This is a genomic window from Pseudomonas sp. Cab53, from assembly GCF_018325965.1.
Lineage (GTDB): Bacteria > Pseudomonadota > Gammaproteobacteria > Pseudomonadales > Pseudomonadaceae > Aquipseudomonas > Aquipseudomonas chlororaphis_E.
Genome location: NZ_AP021902.1, coordinates 2,989,120 through 3,007,054, shown reverse-complemented (window position 1 = coordinate 3,007,054; position 17,935 = coordinate 2,989,120). Strand labels below are relative to the sequence as shown.

At 63.9% G+C, this 17,935-nt stretch carries 14 protein-coding genes and 1 pseudogene; 10 read left to right on the top strand and 5 right to left on the bottom strand.

All coding sequences use genetic code 11. From position 1 onward, the window contains the following. Positions 1 to 15: 15 nt before the first annotated feature. The 5 genes from KI241_RS13120 to KI241_RS13100 all read right to left on the bottom strand — a co-directional run bounded on the left by KI241_RS13120 (position 16) and on the right by KI241_RS13100 (position 7,156). The gene (locus tag KI241_RS13120; RefSeq protein WP_212803814.1) at positions 16 to 2,979 is read right to left on the bottom strand and encodes a bpX6 domain-containing protein; all 2,964 of its coding nucleotides are present in this window, start codon (positions 2,977 to 2,979) and stop codon (positions 16 to 18) included. Next, a complete protein-coding gene (locus KI241_RS13115; protein ID WP_042728605.1) occupies positions 2,966 to 4,795 on the bottom strand; it encodes a hypothetical protein in 1,830 nt (609 codons plus the stop codon). The genes KI241_RS13120 and KI241_RS13115 overlap by 14 nt, the downstream gene beginning before the upstream one ends. Further along, the gene (locus KI241_RS13110; RefSeq protein WP_052497357.1) at positions 4,795 to 5,238 is read right to left on the bottom strand and encodes a hypothetical protein; all 444 of its coding nucleotides are present in this window, start codon (positions 5,236 to 5,238) and stop codon (positions 4,795 to 4,797) included. The genes KI241_RS13115 and KI241_RS13110 overlap by 1 nt, the downstream gene beginning before the upstream one ends. After that, the gene (locus KI241_RS13105) at positions 5,235 to 6,356 is read right to left on the bottom strand and encodes an AAA family ATPase (RefSeq protein ID WP_047738561.1); all 1,122 of its coding nucleotides are present in this window, start codon (positions 6,354 to 6,356) and stop codon (positions 5,235 to 5,237) included. Before KI241_RS13105 ends, KI241_RS13110 begins: the two co-directional genes overlap by 4 nt. 194 nt (positions 6,357 to 6,550) lie before the next feature. After that, positions 6,551 to 7,156, bottom strand: coding sequence for a LysE family translocator (locus tag KI241_RS13100; protein ID WP_212803813.1), 606 nt, complete (start codon positions 7,154 to 7,156; stop codon positions 6,551 to 6,553). Between the two features lie 111 nt (positions 7,157 to 7,267). On the opposite strand from KI241_RS13100, the gene KI241_RS13095 reads away from it, so the two are divergent. The 10 genes and pseudogenes from KI241_RS13095 to KI241_RS13050 form a co-directional block, all read left to right on the top strand. Beyond that, a complete protein-coding gene (locus KI241_RS13095; protein ID WP_042732010.1) occupies positions 7,268 to 8,137 on the top strand; it encodes a LysR family transcriptional regulator in 870 nt (289 codons plus the stop codon). A gap of 249 nt (positions 8,138 to 8,386) precedes the next feature. After that, a complete protein-coding gene (locus KI241_RS13090) occupies positions 8,387 to 9,238 on the top strand; it encodes an STAS domain-containing protein (protein WP_042732011.1) in 852 nt (283 codons plus the stop codon). Positions 9,239 to 9,242: 4 nt separating this feature from the next. Continuing rightward, on the top strand, positions 9,243 to 9,605 hold the full coding sequence (locus KI241_RS13085; RefSeq protein WP_042732012.1) for an STAS domain-containing protein: 363 nt from the start codon (positions 9,243 to 9,245) through the stop codon (positions 9,603 to 9,605). After that, the gene (locus KI241_RS13080) at positions 9,602 to 10,006 is read left to right on the top strand and encodes an anti-sigma regulatory factor (RefSeq protein WP_212803812.1); all 405 of its coding nucleotides are present in this window, start codon (positions 9,602 to 9,604) and stop codon (positions 10,004 to 10,006) included. The genes KI241_RS13085 and KI241_RS13080 overlap by 4 nt, the downstream gene beginning before the upstream one ends. Further along, the gene (locus tag KI241_RS13075; protein ID WP_212803875.1) at positions 10,003 to 11,013 is read left to right on the top strand and encodes an ATP-binding protein; all 1,011 of its coding nucleotides are present in this window, start codon (positions 10,003 to 10,005) and stop codon (positions 11,011 to 11,013) included. Before KI241_RS13080 ends, KI241_RS13075 begins: the two co-directional genes overlap by 4 nt. Continuing rightward, positions 11,006 to 11,881 (top strand): ATP-binding protein, encoded by an 876-nt coding sequence (locus KI241_RS13070; RefSeq protein ID WP_042732014.1) that lies wholly within the window; start codon positions 11,006 to 11,008, stop codon positions 11,879 to 11,881. Before KI241_RS13075 ends, KI241_RS13070 begins: the two co-directional genes overlap by 8 nt. Beyond that, entirely contained in the window at positions 11,871 to 13,814 is a 1,944-nt protein-coding gene (locus KI241_RS13065) for a response regulator (RefSeq protein ID WP_212803811.1), read from the top strand. Before KI241_RS13070 ends, KI241_RS13065 begins: the two co-directional genes overlap by 11 nt. Before the next feature lie 236 nt (positions 13,815 to 14,050). After that, entirely contained in the window at positions 14,051 to 14,728 is a 678-nt protein-coding gene (locus tag KI241_RS13060) for a methylamine utilization protein (RefSeq protein ID WP_052497402.1), read from the top strand. Continuing rightward, complete coding sequence (locus KI241_RS13055; RefSeq protein WP_042732171.1) at positions 14,712 to 17,069, top strand: EAL domain-containing protein; 2,358 nt, start codon at positions 14,712 to 14,714, stop codon at positions 17,067 to 17,069. Before KI241_RS13060 ends, KI241_RS13055 begins: the two co-directional genes overlap by 17 nt. A gap of 5 nt (positions 17,070 to 17,074) precedes the next feature. Next, positions 17,075 to 17,929 (top strand): annotated as a pseudogene (locus KI241_RS13050) (DUF3034 family protein); the annotation flags it as partial. Between the last annotated feature and the right edge of the window lie 6 nt (positions 17,930 to 17,935).

The following is a 17,935-nucleotide window of genomic DNA, read 5'->3' as shown; positions in this document are numbered from 1 at the left end:
CACGCGCCCGGCAGATCACTGCACCGAAAGGGCCGCGGTCGTGGAGCGGGCGACGTCGATTTGCCATAACCGCCCCTGATGATCGAACAGCACGCATTCGCTGCCCACGAAACGCAGTTGCGCATGCTCCAGCGGCCAGTCCATGACGGCGCAGAGCCGGTCGCTGCTGCGGTGTATGAAGTGCCAGCGGGCCTCATCCTCGCCGACCCTGAAACCTATCACCAGCCACTGCGCGAAGGGGTAGACGTGCAACGGGTCGGCGGACTCCGTATTGAAGCCGGGCAGGCGATAGCGCTTGCTCGTGACGCCCTCGTACACCATCAGCGCGGGATCGTCGTCGACGCCGTCTTCGATCCACAATTCGACGGTTCGGCCCACCGCGTCGAACACTTGCCAGCTGTGCGCCCGACGCCGGACGGGCAGCGGTTCACGGCGCAGCAATCGGCGCTCGGGCAAGCGGTAGTGCCAGAGCAGCGCTTGCTGCGGGGTCTGCAGGAAGACCGATTCATTGTGCTCGTCATCCCGAATCGACGTGATCTGCCCAGGCAGGTCACCGACGTGCCACAGGGTTTCGAGTCGGCGACCCACGTCCACGACGCGCAACTCCGTGCCGCGGCCAACGGTCCAGGCCGTGCCGTCGAACGTCCTGGCGAAGGCGTCCAGCATCAGCACGCCCAAGTCGCTGGCGCTGCGATTGACCAGGTCCAGCTTGCAGATGCGCCAGACGTCGCCGCGCCGTGCCAGCGCCAGCGCGACCTGGCGGCTGTGGCCCAGCACAATGACCTGGGTCGGCACCGGGAAGTGGAAGGCGCACTTGCCGTGGGCTTCGACGACCGACGCACCGGCTTCGCCCAGCGCCAGCAGGTAGCGTCCATCCGTCAACGGCACGGCATCGCAGATCGCCCGAACGCCCCTGTCTGGCGCGGTGAATGACAACGGGTCGCTGACCCGCTCAAGGCCTTGGTTGAGGCGTTTGTTTCGAGGTAGGCCGTTGCCGGGCAGGTCTGCCTGGAGCAATTTGTCCTTGCTCATTTTAACCAGCGCCTGGAGCTGGTTCTGGGTCAGGTGGGCCTGTGGCCCGGCCTGGTCACAAATGATTGCCCGCACGGTCGCGGCTGCCAGCCAGGCCAGCGCTGGGCTGTAGGCCTTGTGCGCCAGCAGCGCCTGGGCGAGGGTGGCGCGGTCCATGACCCGCTCTGGGTCGCTGCGCAGTTTCTCGACCCAGGTTTCATAGGCCGTGAGCGTGTCGGGGAGCAGGATGGCGCGTTTGACCAAGGCGCCAATGGCCAGGCTGCCGCCTGCGGCCTCGGCGGCGAGCAGCCATTTTGCGGCGCGTTCGCGCTCTGCCGGCAGGCTCCAGATGACGTCCACCGCCTGCAGCCACAGGCCTTTTTCAGTCAGGGCCAGCGCCCATTCCAGGCGCAGGCGCGCAGCAGCTTCGGGCCATTTCTTTTCGAGCAGGATAACGGCATCGGCGAACGCATTGTCGCGCCGGGCGACTTGTAGCGCTCGCTGCCAATCCCCGGCCAGGCATAGCAGGCGCACGATGGTCGAGGCGGACATGTCCCAGGCCAGGGCCAGGTCGGCGGCCTGTTGATGGCGTTGGTGCTTTTCCAGGTAATCGAGCGCTTCCTGTCGTGCCCTCAACAGTTCGGCCAGCACGAACACGGCTTCCTCGATCCGCCCCTCGCGATCCAGTCGCTCGAAGGACTGCCGGTAGACCTGCTTGAGGTGGCTTTCCAGATCGGCCTCGAACAGCAAGCGGGTGCCGGGCGCTGAGTGCTGGCTGAGCGTCAGGTCCTGGCGCCGGGTGGGGGTGCCGAATGCCTGGCCGGCATCGCCCTGGCCGCCGCCCAGCGGAATGGCATGGCGCAAGGCTTCTTCCAGGTTGCCGTTCTCGAACATGTCCAGCATGCGTTGCATGTAGGCGGCCTGTCGTTTGCCATACAGCGCTGACAGTCGCGAGTGACGAGTCAGTTGGGTCAACCAGCGTCGCCACCTGGCCGGGCCTCGCGGCCGGCCCGAGGCCCGCGGTGGCACGCTCGGCTGCACGGGGCGGGCGGCATCGGCAACATGGGTGGCTTTTCCAGTCGTCGTCCTCACGCCGTCGCGCCGCACCCAGGCACGCCCGGCCATCAATGCCAACATGAAGAGTACGAAAAACACAGTCCCGATCAGCGCCCACGCCAGGGCATTGTCCAGGTCGAACCCGGAAGGATCCACCGCTCGCGGTGGCTTGACGGTTTCAGCAGGCGGCGCGGTGGTCGGGGACCGCGTACCGTTGAGGGCATTGATGGCGAAGATACCGGTGCCCACGGCCACCCCAATGAAGCCTGGCAGACCATCTTTCAACGGGCCTCGGCCCTGCGAGTGAGACGCGGAGGCGGGCGGGCGGTGGGCTGCCGTTGCCTTGTCGACGGCAGCCTGACGCTGGCGCTCCAACAGGGCCCGCATCACCCCCTCGCGCTCGGGGCTGACCGGCGCCAGTGAATCCCCGAGGATCTCCCGGATATCGGTCTGCACACCCAGCGGCTCGGCGTGGGGTTCTGGCAATGCATCGCGGCAGTCATAAGTGGCGAGCAGGGCGTACTGACTGACGTCGATCCATTGGCCGGCGGCCAATGCCGTGGCGTCGCGCAGGTGCAGCGCACTGACCTGGGTGCCGCGTACCAGCCAGACATCGGCGGGTGCCAGGTGCTGCATTTCCTCGTTGCTAAGCCGCGCCGAGCACAGCGTTCGCCCCTGGCGAATCAACGGCCAGCCGGCCAGCCCCTCGCACAGCCGTGCACAAGCCTTGGGAAAACGCAGCAGGTCGCCGTCGGCAAAGCGATAGGCCTTGGCGTCGGTTTGCCAGTGGGAGAGGATCAGCCGAGCCCGTTCATGCTCACTGAAGCGCTCGGCGGGAAACCACAATGCCTCGATCGGTTGATAGCCGCTCAGCACCGGCCGGCGGATCATGACGATATCAGGACCGGACATAGGTGCTTAGCTCCGAATATGGCTGCGGCGGATTGCACATGACCTGCAGGACCCTGCGTTCCTCTCGGACCGCATACACCACCAACTCGCGAGCCTTGGTCAGTGCAGCGACCAGCCCGCTCATCGGGCAGAAGGTAATCCTGGCAATGGGGTCCTGGGTGGTGAACAGCGCCTGCTGCTCACCCTGGCAGTACAGAGCGACCGTCTGCTGGTGAGGGCTGAGCAGGACCATGGAAAAGACTTCGTCGTCACCGATCAGCAATCCCAGGCCTTTCCAGCCAGGCGCCAGGTCGACCTGCTCGGCCTGAAGGTTGGGGGCGACCAGCTGCCACTGCTGGTGGCCGTCGACCAGGCGCATCCAGGCACAGCCGTGAAAGGCCCGGTTCCAGCATGCACTGGCCGGGAACAATACCTGAGCGACGTCGTTCGCCGTGCCCACCAGATCGCTCGCGGGCTGGCTGAGCCAGGCATTGAGCCGATGGACATACAGCCGACCGGCTTCCTGGCGCAGATAGACCAGCATGTCGCGACTGACCTGCGCCATGCCCACCACGTTATCGGCCATCGAATGCGTCATCCCCGACGCGCGCTGCGGCGGCAGCTTGCCGTTGTCGGTCACCCAGAAGGCCAGGTGTCCCTTGTTGTCGAGCAGGAAAACTGCGCCGTGGGTGCCGTTGTGCAACCAGACCATGGGCAGCAGCGTGGCCGTGCCCACGGGGATCTGCAGTTGATTACGTTCAGGCCGGGCGGCCGCCTTGACGAAGTCCATGTTCCAGAAGACCAACTGCTCGTCGAAGCTCAGGATCGCACCGGGCATGCGCCCTGGGAATGTGATCGCCAGCGGCGTGCCACGGCTGTTCCAGAGAGTCTTGCGAACCTCGAGCGGTTTTTTCTGCCGTGGCGCCGGGAGCTTGATCACCACGAGCCCGGGCTCGTCGAGCATTTTCAGGGCGACATGGGAGCCGCTGCTGGCGATGATCGGCGCCAGGGTCAGGACCACCCGGGCAATGGGGGTCTTGACCGGCGTGCGCGCCAACTGTCGAGCGGTGTCGAACTCGCCTTTGATCAGTTGCAGGGCCTGGCGTTTGTCGGGAAAGGGCAGGGCGATTTGCCGGGTGGTTGCGGCCTGCAGCGAGAACATCAGGCTGCGGCCATCGAGGCTGTCTTGAATCTGCACCCGGTGGGTGCACGAACGGCTATCGGTGGGCGGCAGGCGCTGACCGACGAGCCAGCGTTCGCCGCTGTCGTACGCCTGTTCCGACAGCCAGGCGCACCAGGTGCGCCAGTGCTCGTCACTGACGGTCTGATAGGTACGGGCGCTGAGTAACTGCTTCAAATGCGCGGCGCCCTTGAACTCGTTCAGTCGAGGCGCTTCCTGCAAAATGCCCCAGCGCAATTCGGCCCCGGCTTCGCTGGCACGGCGGGCAAGCAGGATCATCAGGGCCAGGTGCACCAGTCGCGGGCCGCCCAGTTGCAAGGGGCCGGCGTCAAAGAGCACGACAATCATGCGGTTGGCGTGATGCGTGCGGTAGCGCGGCGCCAAAAACAGATGCTCGCCCACCACCGCCCTGCGTAGAAACTCGTCGGGCAACTCATCGGCCAGCAACCATTCGCTGGTCAGCAGTCGTTCATAGGGGCCGCGCCGTTGCAGGTCGCCCAGGCCGTCGGGTTCGGGGTCGCCGCCCGGCTGCATGCCGCGTAACGGACCCAGCAACGGGTTGAGACGGGTGAACAGGTCGGTCAGCACCGGCAGTTGTTCGGGGGCAAACCATTGCAGCCAGTCCCGCCAGGGTTGCAGGGATTTGGGTAATTGCATCAGTGACCTGCCCACTCATCCTGAATACGTTGCAGATGCCGGGCCGTGACGGGCAGGCAGCGGTCCAGGGGCAGCACCGCCCTGGGCGCGTGCCACAACAGCAACGGCGCGCGGGCGAACCTGTCGAGCAGCGCCTGGCCCATCAGGTCCACCGGCATATCGGGTTCCCAACTGGTGGGCAGCCAGAGGCCGGGAGCGGCGGGCTCGCTACAGGCGTAGTCGACACCCTCGACCCACGGCAGGTCATCCACATGGCCGGTGACGATCAGCACGTCCCGGTTGGCCGTGGCTTGCAGGCGAGCGGTTTGATCCTCGGGCATGCGCAGCAGGCGTGCGTGCAGACGCGCTGCGACATCACCCCAGGCCACGGCCGCCTGGGGTTGACCGGCCTCATGCCGCGCTCGCCAATGCCAGTCGAGGGCCGGTGTGACCCTGTTCGTCATGCCTGGGCGCTCAGCAGGTGAGCCACTTTTCCGCGCACCTCATGCAGCCGCTGGGGGATGGTCTGGCTGTTGAAGTTGGCGTCGATCTCACGCAGCAGCGCTTCCAGCAAGGGGCTGGCCGGCGGCTCGCTGCGCCCCAGGTAATCCTCGGCCGTTTCCAGCAGGCGATGCAGGCGAGCCATCGGTTGCAGCGTCGCTTCTTCGACGGCACTGAACAGATGGCTGTTGTTGCACTGGGCCAAAAGGTCTTTCAGCACCTCGCGACCGTGCTGCTGGGTCTCGCGGGTCGGCAGTACGTAGAGCAGCGGCCAGAGGTCGGCTTCGCTGGCTTCGCGGTGGCCACGCAGCAACGCGGCGGCGGCGATCAGGCGCTGGGATTTGACGATACGGCGGTCGGACAGTTGGATTCCGGCCTCGCGCAACCGGCGAATGGCCTGGGCCAGCGCTGGGCGCACCCGGGACAGGTCGACGTCCTTGAGCGCCTGGCCCAGCGTGTCGAGCGGCGTCAGCCCCAGCAGTTGCGGGACCGGGCGTTGTTCGGACTGCCAGCCGCCGGCCAGCATCGCTTCGAGCTGGTTGTCGGGGACGGCATCCACGAACAGGTGCAGCAGGAATCGGTCGCCGAAGGCCGCCAGCGATTCGTCGTCGGGCAGGCCGTTCGCCGCAGCGACGCAGACGCGCAAGGGGCACTGGACCTGGGTGTGGCCACGGCGGAACCGTCGCTCATTGAGCACGCCGAGCAGGGTGTTGAGAATGGCCGTCGAGCCCAGGAACACTTCATCCAGGAACACGATGTCGGCTTCGGGCAGCATGCCGCTGGTGTCGGTTTCCACCGTGCCTTCGCGCAGTTTCTTCAGGTCCACCGTGCCAAACAGCTCCGAAGGCTCGGTGAAGCGTCCCAGCAGGTATTCGAAATAACGCCCGCCCATGGACTGGGCGACCCGACGCACCACCGCGCTTTTCGCCGTGCCGGGCGGCCCCACGACCAGGATGTGCTCCTGGGCAACCGCCGCCAGCACGATCAACTCGGCCAGTTGCTCACGGCCGACCAGGCCTTCGGTGGCGGCGCGTACGGCCTGACGGATCTGGGTGGCGGCGAGGTCGAGTGAAGCGGACATGGGGATCTTCCCTGAAGCTGAAAGGGCCTATCTTGCCTGAAGGCGAGGGCGAACTGGGAAGTTGATCGGCATGCAAGGCCCAAGCTTGAGCCTCGTGGGGGAGCCAGCCACGGAACATGCGCCGCCATTGCGTTGCACAATGGCGGCTGCGGCAGGTGTCCGTCGCTCACGCCGCCCCCCACGAAGGCACCTGCCTAGCGGATCGGCAACAACGCCCCAAACGCCACGAAAAAACCGCCACAGATGCGGTTGAAACGCCGGCCCATCCGCGCCAGCCACGGCCGGACCCGGTTCGCCGCGCTCGCCACGCCGAACTCCACGGCGAATTCGACGAATGCGTAGGTCAGCGCCATGATCGTCGCCTGCAGGATCAGATTGCGCTGGGCGTCGATGAACGGCGTGATGAATGCGGTGAACAACAGCAAGGCCTTGGGGTTGGAAATCGCCGACAGCAGCCCCTGGCGAAACAGCGACCAGTCGGCCGAGCCGCTCACGTCGTTGACCGCCAGGGTCATCGCCTCCGAACGCCACAGGCTCAGCCCCAGCCAGATCAGGTAGAGCCCTCCGATGATCTTCAGCGCGGTCAACCAATGCAGCGACGCTTGCAACAAGGCGCCCAGGCCGAGGACGCACAAGGCGATCACGATGACGAAACCGAGGACGCCGCCGGTGATGGTGAACAGTGTCTTGCGGTGGCCATGGATCGCCCCGTGGGTCAGCACCAACAGGGCATTGGGGCCGGGCACCAGGGCGATGCCACAGCAGGTCAGCAGGTAGAACAGCCAGGCGTCGAGGGACATGGGGGCTCCGGTGCACGATGACAGGCGCCGATGTTGACGCGAGAAGGCCTGGACGAAAAGCGCATATTGTGGCACTCAGGTATTCGATTATCGAATGCAGGGTTTTCCACCATGACACCCAGGGATCTTCAGATCGATTGGCTCAAGTGCTTCGTCGCCGCCGTCGATACCGGCTCGCTGTCGAGCGCCGCCCTTGAGATCAACAAGTCGCAGTCGGCCGTCAGCATGCAGCTCAAGAAACTCGAGTCGGCCTTGGGCCGCCAGGTCCTGAGCCGCGGCCCGCGACACTTCCAGCTCACCAGTGACGGCGAAGCACTGCTCGGCTACGCCCGGCGCATGCTGGCCTTGCACGCAGAAACGCTGGGGGCCTTCTGGGGCGAACAGCTGAGCGGACGGATCCGCCTCGGCGTAGCGGAGGATTACGCCGCGCCTTACCTCACGCCGGTGTTGAAACGGTTCTCGGCGCGCTACGCCAGCGTCGACATCGAGTTGACCTGTGAGCAATCCACCGCACTGATTCCCCGGGTGGCCAGCGGTGAACTGGACCTGGCCCTGGTCTCGCGCGACAGTCCGCGTCGCGGCGCCTTTCTGTTCCATGAACCCATGGTCTGGGTCGGCTCGCCGCAGTTCGAGCTCTGGCGTCGGGATCCGCTGCCGATCGCGGTCTACGACGAAGAAAGCCTGGCCCGCCGCACCGCTGTGGAAACCCTGGTCCGCCATGGGCGCCGCTATAAGGTCGTCTACAACAGTTCGAGCCTGGCCGGGCAGATCGCCGCGGTGGAAAGCGGGGTCGCGGTGGCGGTGCTGACCCGCTGCTGCACCCCGGCCAACCTTCAGGTGCTGGGCCAGGAACATGGCCTGGGCGCGCTGGAATCCATGAGCGTGGCGGTCTATCGCAGCCGGGCCTCGCAAGGATCGATCGCGGTGGATGGACTGCGCAGCTTTCTGATCAAGACCCTGGGCGCCCCTGCGCAGGCCTAGCTTGTCGGCCGGGCTAACGTGGACGGCGCCGACACCTGCCGGTTCGGGCGAAAAAGCAACACTCATTCACGCAATCTGCACGGCTATAAGTGACATCCAGGCAAAGTTAAAAAAATTACGAGCATCAAGGACTAAGCCCCTGTAAATTCCCGAAACAACTACCCAAACTATTTCTGATGGCCAAGGTCATTCATTCGCGCCGGTCGTTCTCAGTCACCGGTTTCCCCTACGTTCAGGAGCAACTCACACATGGCAGCACTGCAGAACACCACGTTCGAGGCGATGAAAGACAAACAGGCGCAGGTGCTGGGCGAATGGATCAACGGACTGGAAACCAGTGGCGCGACCCGCAACCTCAAAAGCCAGGACCTGCAGCAACAAACCAGTGAGTTCCTGCAACTGGTGATCAATGGCCTGCAAAACAACAACGGCACCAACATCAATACCCCGGGCTGGGAGTCCACGCGCCAGTTCCTCGAAAAGCTCTCCCAAAGTCGTGCCCAACTCGGGCAGGATTCGCAACAGACCGCCAGTTTCATTTTCGCCCTCAAGGGGCCGCTGTTTGCCTTGCTGCAAGCTCATTACCGTGAGCAACCGGCGCTGCTGGCCGAGCAACTGTGGGAAATCTCCGAACTGTTCGATGCGTTCGGGATGCACACCATCCGCACCTTCCAGAAATCCCGCGAGGCGGTGATCAAGCGTCAGCAGGAGGAACTGCTGGAGCTGTCCACCCCGGTCGTCAAGCTGTGGGACGGCGTACTGGCGCTGCCGATGATCGGCACCCTCGATTCGCAACGCACCCAGGTGGTGATGGAGTCGCTGTTGCAGCGTATCGTCGACACCGGTTCGGAAATCGCCATCATCGACATCACCGGTGTGCCGACCGTTGATACGCTGGTCGCCCAGCACCTGCTCAAGACCGTGACCGCCATTCGCCTGATGGGCGCCGACTGCATCATCAGCGGCGTGCGTCCGCAAATCGCCCAGACCATCGTGCACCTGGGCCTCGACCTGCAAGGCGTGGTCACCAAGGCCAACCTGGCCGACGCACTGAAACTGGCCTTGACCCGCTTGGGCGTCAGCCTTGGCAAGACGGTCTGAGCCGATGGAGCGTATCCCGATTCTACAGATGGGCGACTTTCTGCTGGTCACGATCCAGGTCGACATGCATGACCAACTGGCCCTGACCCTGCAGGACGATCTGTCCGAGCGCATCAGCAAGACGTCGGCCCGCGGGGTGTTGATCGACATTTCCGCACTGGACATGGTCGATTCGTTCATCGGCCGGATGATCGCGACCATTTCCGGCCTGTCGAAAATCATGGACGCCGAAACCATGCTGGTGGGCATGCAACCGGCCGTGGCGATCACCCTGGTTGAACTCGGCCTGACGCTGCCCGGCGTCAGCACCGCGCTGAACGTCGAGCGCGGAATGAAACTGCTGCAGGAACGAGTACGCCATTCATGACCGTGCGCAGCAGCGGCACTCAACCGATCAACATCGAACAGGACGTGGTGCTCGCCCGGCAAACGGCACGCAAACTGGCCACCGAATGCGGCATGCGCCTGATCGACCTGACCAAACTGGTGACCGCCGTCAGCGAGCTGGCGCGTAACACCATGGTCTATGGCGGTGGCGGCAACATGGATTGGCAGATCCTCGACGAGGGCGACAGGGTCGGCCTGCGCCTGGTCTTTCGCGACGAAGGGCCGGGCATCGCCGACATCAAGCTGGCGATGACCGACGGTTGGACCTCCGGCGGTGGCCTGGGGCTTGGGCTGACCGGTGCCAAGCGACTGGTCGATGAATTCGAGCTCGACACCGAGCCCGGCAAGGGCACGCGAATCACGATTACCCGATGGACATGACGATCGCTGGGTCACTGACCCAGGTGCTGCTGATCGAAGACAGCAGCCAGGTCGGCCATGCCCGGCGTACCGCGCAAAGGCTCGCCGAGCAACACGGCTTTGATGCCACCGATGCCGGACGCGTGGCCCTGGTCGCCACCGAACTGGCCAGCAATGTGCTCAAGCACGCCAGCCGCGGCGAGCTACACCTGCGCCTGTTACCTTGTCCCGACGGGTTTGGCATCGAGATGCTCGCGGTCGATCGCGCCCAGGGCTTCAATCTGGACGCCTGCCTGACGGATGGGTATTCCACCGGAGGCACCCAGGGCATCGGCCTTGGGGCCGTGGCGCGCCAGACCGAAGTGTTCGATGTGTACGCCGATGCCCGTGGTGCGGTGTTGCTGGCGCGGCTGTATCCGCGCGGCAATCGCCAGCCGGACTTGCGTTACGGCGTCAGCCAGCATTCGCTGAACGCCGATCCGGCGTGTGGCGACACCTGGCACCTGGCGTACAACGGCGCCAACATCAGTGCTCTGGTGATCGACGGCCTCGGCCACGGTGAGGATGCCGAGCGCGCGGCCAAGGCGGGGGAGCGGGCGTTCGCCCAGACCCCGTTCGCCAGTGCGGTGCTGTTGATGGAGGACATGCACCGCGACATGATTGGCACGCGTGGCGGCGCAGCCGCTTTCGCCCAGTTCAATGCCGCGCGCGATGGCCTGACGTTTACCGGTGTTGGCAACATCGGCGCCACCCTTATCAGCGCGGACAAGTCGCGGGGCCTGGTGTCGAGCCCGGGCATCGTCGGCAGCCAATACCGCAGAGCCCAGCCCTTTGACTATGCTCACGTGAACGGACATTTATTGATCATGTACAGCGATGGCTTGCAGTCCCGTTGGAATCTTCAAGACTACCCCGGCCTGGTGCACCGTCATCCCGCTGTGGTCGCCACTGTCCTGCATCGCGACTTTTGCCGTGGACGCGATGATGTGACCGTGCTGGTCGTTGCCTTGGAGGCCGCCCATGGCTGAGCCGTCTACCCTGAACCCTGCCGAGCAAGCCGCGTTGATCGCCCAGTTGCAGGGCGAGAACGCCGCCCTGCGCGACGAACTCGATGAAACCAACCAGGGCGTGCTGGCGCTCTATGCCGAACTCGACACCCAGGCTGAGCAACTGCGCCAGGCCTCGGACCTCAAGAGCCGCTTCCTGTCGTACATGAGCCATGAGTTCCGCACGCCGCTGGGTTCGATCCTGAGCATCAACAGCCTGCTCGCCGATGAACTCGACGGCCCGCTCAGCCCCGAGCAGCACAAGCAGGTGGCGTTCGTCAGCAGCGCTGCCCGCGAACTCAGCGACATGGTCGATGACTTGCTCGACCTGGCGAAAATCGAAGCCGGACGGATCTCCATTTCCCCGGCATGGTTCGACATGTTCGACCTGTTCTCGGCCCTGCGCGGGATGTTCCGACCGATCGTCGATGCGTCCGCGGTGGACCTGATCTTCGAAGAACCCGTCGGCCTTCCGCGCCTGTACACCGATGACAAGAAACTCGCGCAGATTCTGCGCAACTTCATTTCCAACTCATTGAAGTTCACCACCCGCGGCGAAGTGCGGATCTCGGCCCGCCTGGAAGGACCGGACCGGGTGCGCTTCGCTGTCAGCGACACCGGAATAGGCATCGCGCCGGAACTGCACGGTGCATTGTTCGAGGACTTCATCCAGGTCGACTCGCCCTTGCAGAAACGCCTGCGCGGAACCGGCCTGGGCCTGTCGTTGTGCAAACGCTTCGCGGCGTTGCTGGGGGGCGAGGTCGGGATGGACAGTACACCGGGGGTCGGCTCGAACTTCTTCGTGACCATTCCATTGGCGCTCGCCTTGGAGAACGCCGATGAATCGTGACATTCGTCTGTTGATCGTCGACGACAACATCGCCACCCGCTATGCCTTGCGCCGGCGACTGGAGAGCCACGGCTACGTGGTGCTGGAGGCCGGTACCGGCAGCGAGGGTCTGGCGCGGATCGCCGGCGAGCCCATCGACGCACTGATCCTGGACGTCAACCTGCCGGACATGAGCGGCTTCGACATCGTACGTACCTTGCGCGCCGATGCACGCACCGCGTTGCTGCCGGTGATCCACGTATCGGCCGCGTCGATCCAGACCGGCGACATCATCACCGGCCTCAACGCCGGTGCCGATGCCTACCTGATTCACCCGGTGGACCCGGACGTGCTGCTGGCGACCCTGCGCACCTTGCTGCGGGTGCGCGACACCGAAAACGCGCTGCGCGAGAGCGAGGCGCGCTTTCGCGAGATTTTCGTCAACGTCTCGGCGCCAATTGCGGTGCTTGATGCTCATCTGAAAGTGCACGAGTGCAACCATGCTTTCGCGCAGATGATCCAGGACAACCATGCCCCGGAAACCCTCAGCGAATGCTTCGACGAGGACCAGGGCGCGGTTCTCGACGAGTTGCGCCAACGCCTGGCCGATGGCGAACGCTGGAAGGGCACGTTGAACATGCGCGTGCAGGGTGAGATTCGTGAGACCGAGTGGCAGATATCACCGTACCGCACGCCGCAACTGAGCCTGGTGTTCATCGAGGACGTCACCGAACACCGCCACCGTGAGCGTTCTCACCTGGCACGGCTGGACGACACCACCACGCAACTGGCCAAGGAAGTCGCCGAGCGGGCGCGCGCCGAATCACAATTGCTGCAAGTGCAGAAAATGGACGCACTGGGCAAGCTCACCGGCGGCATCGCCCATGACTTCAACAACCTGTTGACCGGCATCATCACCAGCCTGGAACTGATCCAGAAACGCATGGCCGATGCGCGTCCGGACAAGGTTCAGTTTTACGCCGAGGCGGCACTGAATTCGGCAATGAGCGCGGCCTCCCTCACGCATCGACTGCTGGCCTTCGCTCGCCAGCAGCCCCTCGACACCCGTCCGGTGGACATCAACGAGCAAGTGCGCTCGCTGGAAGAGCTGCTGATGCGCACCATTGGCGAACGCATCAACCTCAAGCTCGAGTTGACTACCAAACCGGCGATTGCGCTGGTCGACCCGGTGCAACTGGAAAGCGCGGTACTGAACCTGGTGATCAACGCCCGGGATGCACTGCCCAAGGGCGGTAACATTTGGCTCAACACCTATGCGGCGCATTCCCATGGCGCCCCCAACCTGGCCGATGGCGCGTATGTCGCGTTGTCGGTGCGCGACGACGGCACCGGCATCGATCACAGTGTGATCGACAAGGTATTCGAGCCCTTCTTCACCACCAAGCCGCTGGGGCAGGGCACCGGGTTGGGGCTGTCGATGATCTACGGCTTCGCCCGTCAGTCTGGCGGCGATGCGCACATCCGCAGCGTGGCGCGGTGCGGCACTGAAGTGACGATCATGCTGCCGGCCACCAGCGACTCGACACAGGCTTACGTCGCCCCGCTCATTGTCGATCCGCAGGCTTCTGGCGAGCATGTGCTGATTGTCGAGGACATGCCTTCGGTGCGCCTGTTCGTGACCGAAGTGCTGGAGGATGCGGGCTATCGCTGCACCCAGGCACCGGATATCGAAACCGCGTTGGAGCGCTTGCAGAATGATCCGACCATTAACCTGCTGCTGACCGACGTCGGCCTGCCACGCATGAGCGGCCGGGAACTGGCCGATGTGGCGCGAGGCTGGCGTGAAGGTTTGCCCATCCTGTTCATGACGGGCTACGCCGAAACCGCGCTCAACCGCCAGGTGTTCCTGGGCAGCGGCATGGAAATGCTGGTCAAGCCCTTCCAGATCAGCGAGTTGCTGGAAAAAGTTCGCCTCACGCTGGATGCTCAGTAACCCCCCGACATCGGCGGGGTCCCGGTAGACCAGGCATTCAATTGTGCCTACAGGAGCGAGCCTCCAGGTGTGGCGTGGCCTGGGCATGCCATGGCGCCAAGGAATTTCAGGCCAGCCTGTTCAGGTTTGCGCCAGACGGTCGATACCCTGATAGACGCCCAAGTGCGTGATTGCCGGTGCCGCCGTGAGGGGTGTGTCACCCAGATCCTTCACCCATCGTTTTCAGTGGAATTGGCATGGCCAAAAAAATCTCCCTTTTCGCCTTGCTATTGCTGCTTGCTGCCCCGGTCGGGTGGGCGGGTGTGGCGAAGCTTGATGTCGAGATTCTCGAGGGCACGGGCAAGCGGTTACCCGATGCGGTCATTACCCTCAAAGGCCCTATCGATAGGCCCTCAACTGACTTGGCCGCCAGCATGGACCAGCGCAACCAACAGTTTGCGCCTCACGTACTGGCAGTGCACACCGGCTCCCTGATCAAGTTTCCCAACAGCGACAACATCCGCCACCAGGTCTACTCGTTTTCACCCGCCAAGCGTTTCGAGCTGCGTCTGTACGAGGGCACGCCCTCCGAGCCGGTCCTGTTCGACAAGCCTGGCGTGGTGGTCCTGGGCTGCAACATCCACGACCGCATGCTGGGCTACGTCTTCGTCACCGACGATCCGTTCTTTGCCGTCAGCGATGCTCAAGGCAACGTGACGCTGGACAAGCTCGCGGTCGGTGAATACCACGTGACCCTCTGGCACCCGCAGCTCAAAGGGATGCAGCCGATCGATGCCGGCACGCTGAAACTTCCTGCCAGCGGACTCCAGCAGCACTACACGCTGACACTCGAACCGTTACCTGAACAGATGGCGCCCGCGACCAGTGCCTTCGGTGATGCCTTCAAGCGAGCCACTCGTGAAACTGCGCAATAGTTTTCAGGCGCAAGTCGCGGCAGTGATGATCTTGCTGTCGCTGCTGGTGATCGGCTTGTTGTATTTCAGCGTCAATGCGGCGACCCGCACGGCCGTGCGAGGGCAGGCCGACGCACAACTGGACGTCGGCACGCGCATCTTCGAACGGCTGATGGAAGTCCAGGGGCGGCGCCTAGCAGATGGCGTGCAGCTGTTGGCGGCCGACTTCGGCTTTCGCGAAGCGGTGGCCAGCCGGGACGCGGCAACCATCCGTTCAGTGCTGATCAACCATGGCAAGCGGATCAATGCCAGCGACATGATCCTGCTGAGCATGGATGGCACGATACTCGCCAGTACCCTTGACCATACGCCCGATGGATCGCTGTTCCAGTACGACGGCGCGCTGCGCCTGGCACAACGTACGCGCCAGGCCATGGTGATCGTGCCGTTGCAGGGCAAGCCGCATTTGTTGGTGGAAACGCCCGTGCTCGCGCCTCTGCCGGTGGCCAGGGTGGTGATGGGGTTCAGCATGGACGAGGCCTTTGCCCGTGAACTGCGCTCACTCACCAACCTGCAAGTGTCGTTTCTTGCCGTCGATCGGCAACAACCAGGGGGGCTGGTCAGCACTCAGCCAGAGGTATTGCACGGGCCAATATCCCGCTTGATGCTCGGCTCGTCCATCCGCAGCGGGGCCATGCCGACGGAACACCTGAATCACAACTACCTCAGCCAGTTACTGACGCTGGCCGACGGTTCGGGTGAGTACGATGGGCAAGTGATCGCCTTGCTGCAAAGCCCGCTTGACGCAGCCATGCAGGCCTTCGCGCCGCTGGATGAAAAAATCCTGGTGATTAGCCTGATGGCGCTGATCGCCTCGCTGGTCGGTGCCTTGCTGTTGGCCCGGGGGGTGTCGCGGCCGGTCAAGTCGCTGGCCTTGGCGGCGGAGCGCATCGGGCAGGGCGATTACCAGACCCCCGTGGTATTGCCGCGCGCCGATGAACTCGGCTTGTTGGCCAGCGCCGTCAACGCCATGCAAAGAGGCATTGCCGAGCGTGAGCAACAACTGGCCCACAATGCGTTGCATGACCCGGTCACCGACTTGCCCAACCGGGCACTGGCCATGGAGCGCCTGGGCAGTGCGATCAGCGCAAAACGGCCGATGGCATTGATCTTCCTGGGCATCGAGAACCTGCGCGGCATCAACGAAACAGTGGACCCCGAGACGGTTGACCGGTTGCTTCGTCAAACCGGCCAGCGCATCCAGGCCCTGTTGCAACCTGGCGACACCGTGGCGCACCTGATCGCCGAGGAATTTCTGATCCTGCTCGACGGGATGGACAGCGACGCGGCGGTGGCTATCGCCGACCAACTGCAGCAGTTGCTGCTCAAGCCCCAGCAAATCAACGGCCATCATTTGGCCTTGGATTGCCGCCTCGGGATCGCGGCGTACCCGGTGGATGGCGAAAACGCCCAAAGCCTGCTGGAGCGCGCATCGATCGCGATGAAGGATGCGGCTCAGATGCCAGGGCATCTGCAGGTTTACCAGCACGGGCGCGACCTGGCGCACCGTCGTCAAATCACGTTGATTCGTGACCTGCGCCATGCGGCGAACAACGGTGAGCTGGTCCTGCATTACCAGCCCAAGCTGGACATCCTCAAACATCACGTGCGCCAGGCCGAAGCCTTGCTGCGCTGGCACCATCCCCAACTGGGCTCGATCTCGCCTGGCGAGTTCATCCCGTTGGCAGAGCGCACCGGCAGTATCCAGGCCCTGACCTATTGGGTGATCAACGAGGGCATGCGTCAACTGGCCGAGTGGAATGAACGGGGCCTGTGCCTGGAACTGTCGTTGAACATCTGCGCCGAGGACCTGATCAGCGATGAGTTGCCCAACCGGGTCGCGGTGTTGTTACGCACTCACCGGTTGCCAGCCGAACAGCTGGTGTTCGAAGTCACGGAAAGCGCGGTCATGCGCGAACCCGAGCGGGCCTTGAAGAACCTTCATCTGCTGCGCGATTGCGGCATCAGCCTGTCGGTGGATGATTTCGGCACTGGCTATTCGTCCTTGGCGCACCTCAAGCGATTGCCGGTGCAAGAGCTCAAGATCGACCAGTCTTTTGTCCGCGACCTGGACGAGGCCAGTGAAGATGCGGTGATCGTGCGCTCGACGATCGAGATGAGCCACAACCTGGGGCTCAAGGTGGTGGCTGAGGGCGTCGAATATGCCCACAGCCTTCGGTTACTCGAGCGCTGGCATTGCGATACAGCGCAGGGTTACCTGATCAGCCCGCCGCTCAGCGCCGCAGCCTTCGCGGCCTGGGTGGCGTTGCCTTTGAATATCCGTACAGCGCTGGTTCATTGAACATGATGGCTTCACGTTTTTTCCTGTCGATCGGCTGCTGCATGGCCTTGGCCTTCCAACACGTTTGCGCCGATGGCGGGCGCTTGATCGCGACAGGCGGCGCCAGCAGCCTGGAAGGTGCCGCGGGCGGCGGGATCACGCCCTGGGCGATGCTGGCCGGGTACGGTGAACAGAACGAGTGGGGCGCGACCGCGTTCGCGACCTCTGTCAACCTGCCGGATTATCGGCTGGATGTGGCGGGGTTGGCCGTGGCCTATGACAACCGGGTGGAGCTGTCCTTTGCCCGGCAACGTTTCGACCTGGGGTCGCTGGTGAACAAGCTGAACCTACCGGACGACCATCTCGACCAGGACATCTACGCCATCAAGGTGCGCCTGTTCGGTGACGTGATCTATGACACCTTGCCGCAGGTCTCCGTCGGCCTGCAATACAAGCACCAGAACGATTTTCTCATCCCCAGCCTGGTGGGCGCCCGGCGCGACAGCGACACCGAGGGCTACCTGGCTGCGAGTCGGCTATTCATGGGCGCGGCGTTTGGCTACAACCTGCTGGTCAACGGCAGCCTGCGCTACAGCCGCGCCAACGAACTGGGGCTATTGGGGTTCGGCGGCGATCGTCGCGATACCCGCAGCGTGCTGAAGGAAGGCTCGCTGGCCGTGTTGCTCAATCCGCGCTGGGCCTTGGGTATCGAGTATCGCCAGAAACCGGACAACCTGTCCTTCAGCGGGGAGAGTGACTGGTCTGATCTATTTGTGGGTTACTTCCCCAACAAACACGTATCAATGGTACTGGCCTACGCGCGACTGGGTGAAATCGCGACGCTCGATCGCCAGAACGGCTTGTACTTGTCCATTCAGGGGGCTTCT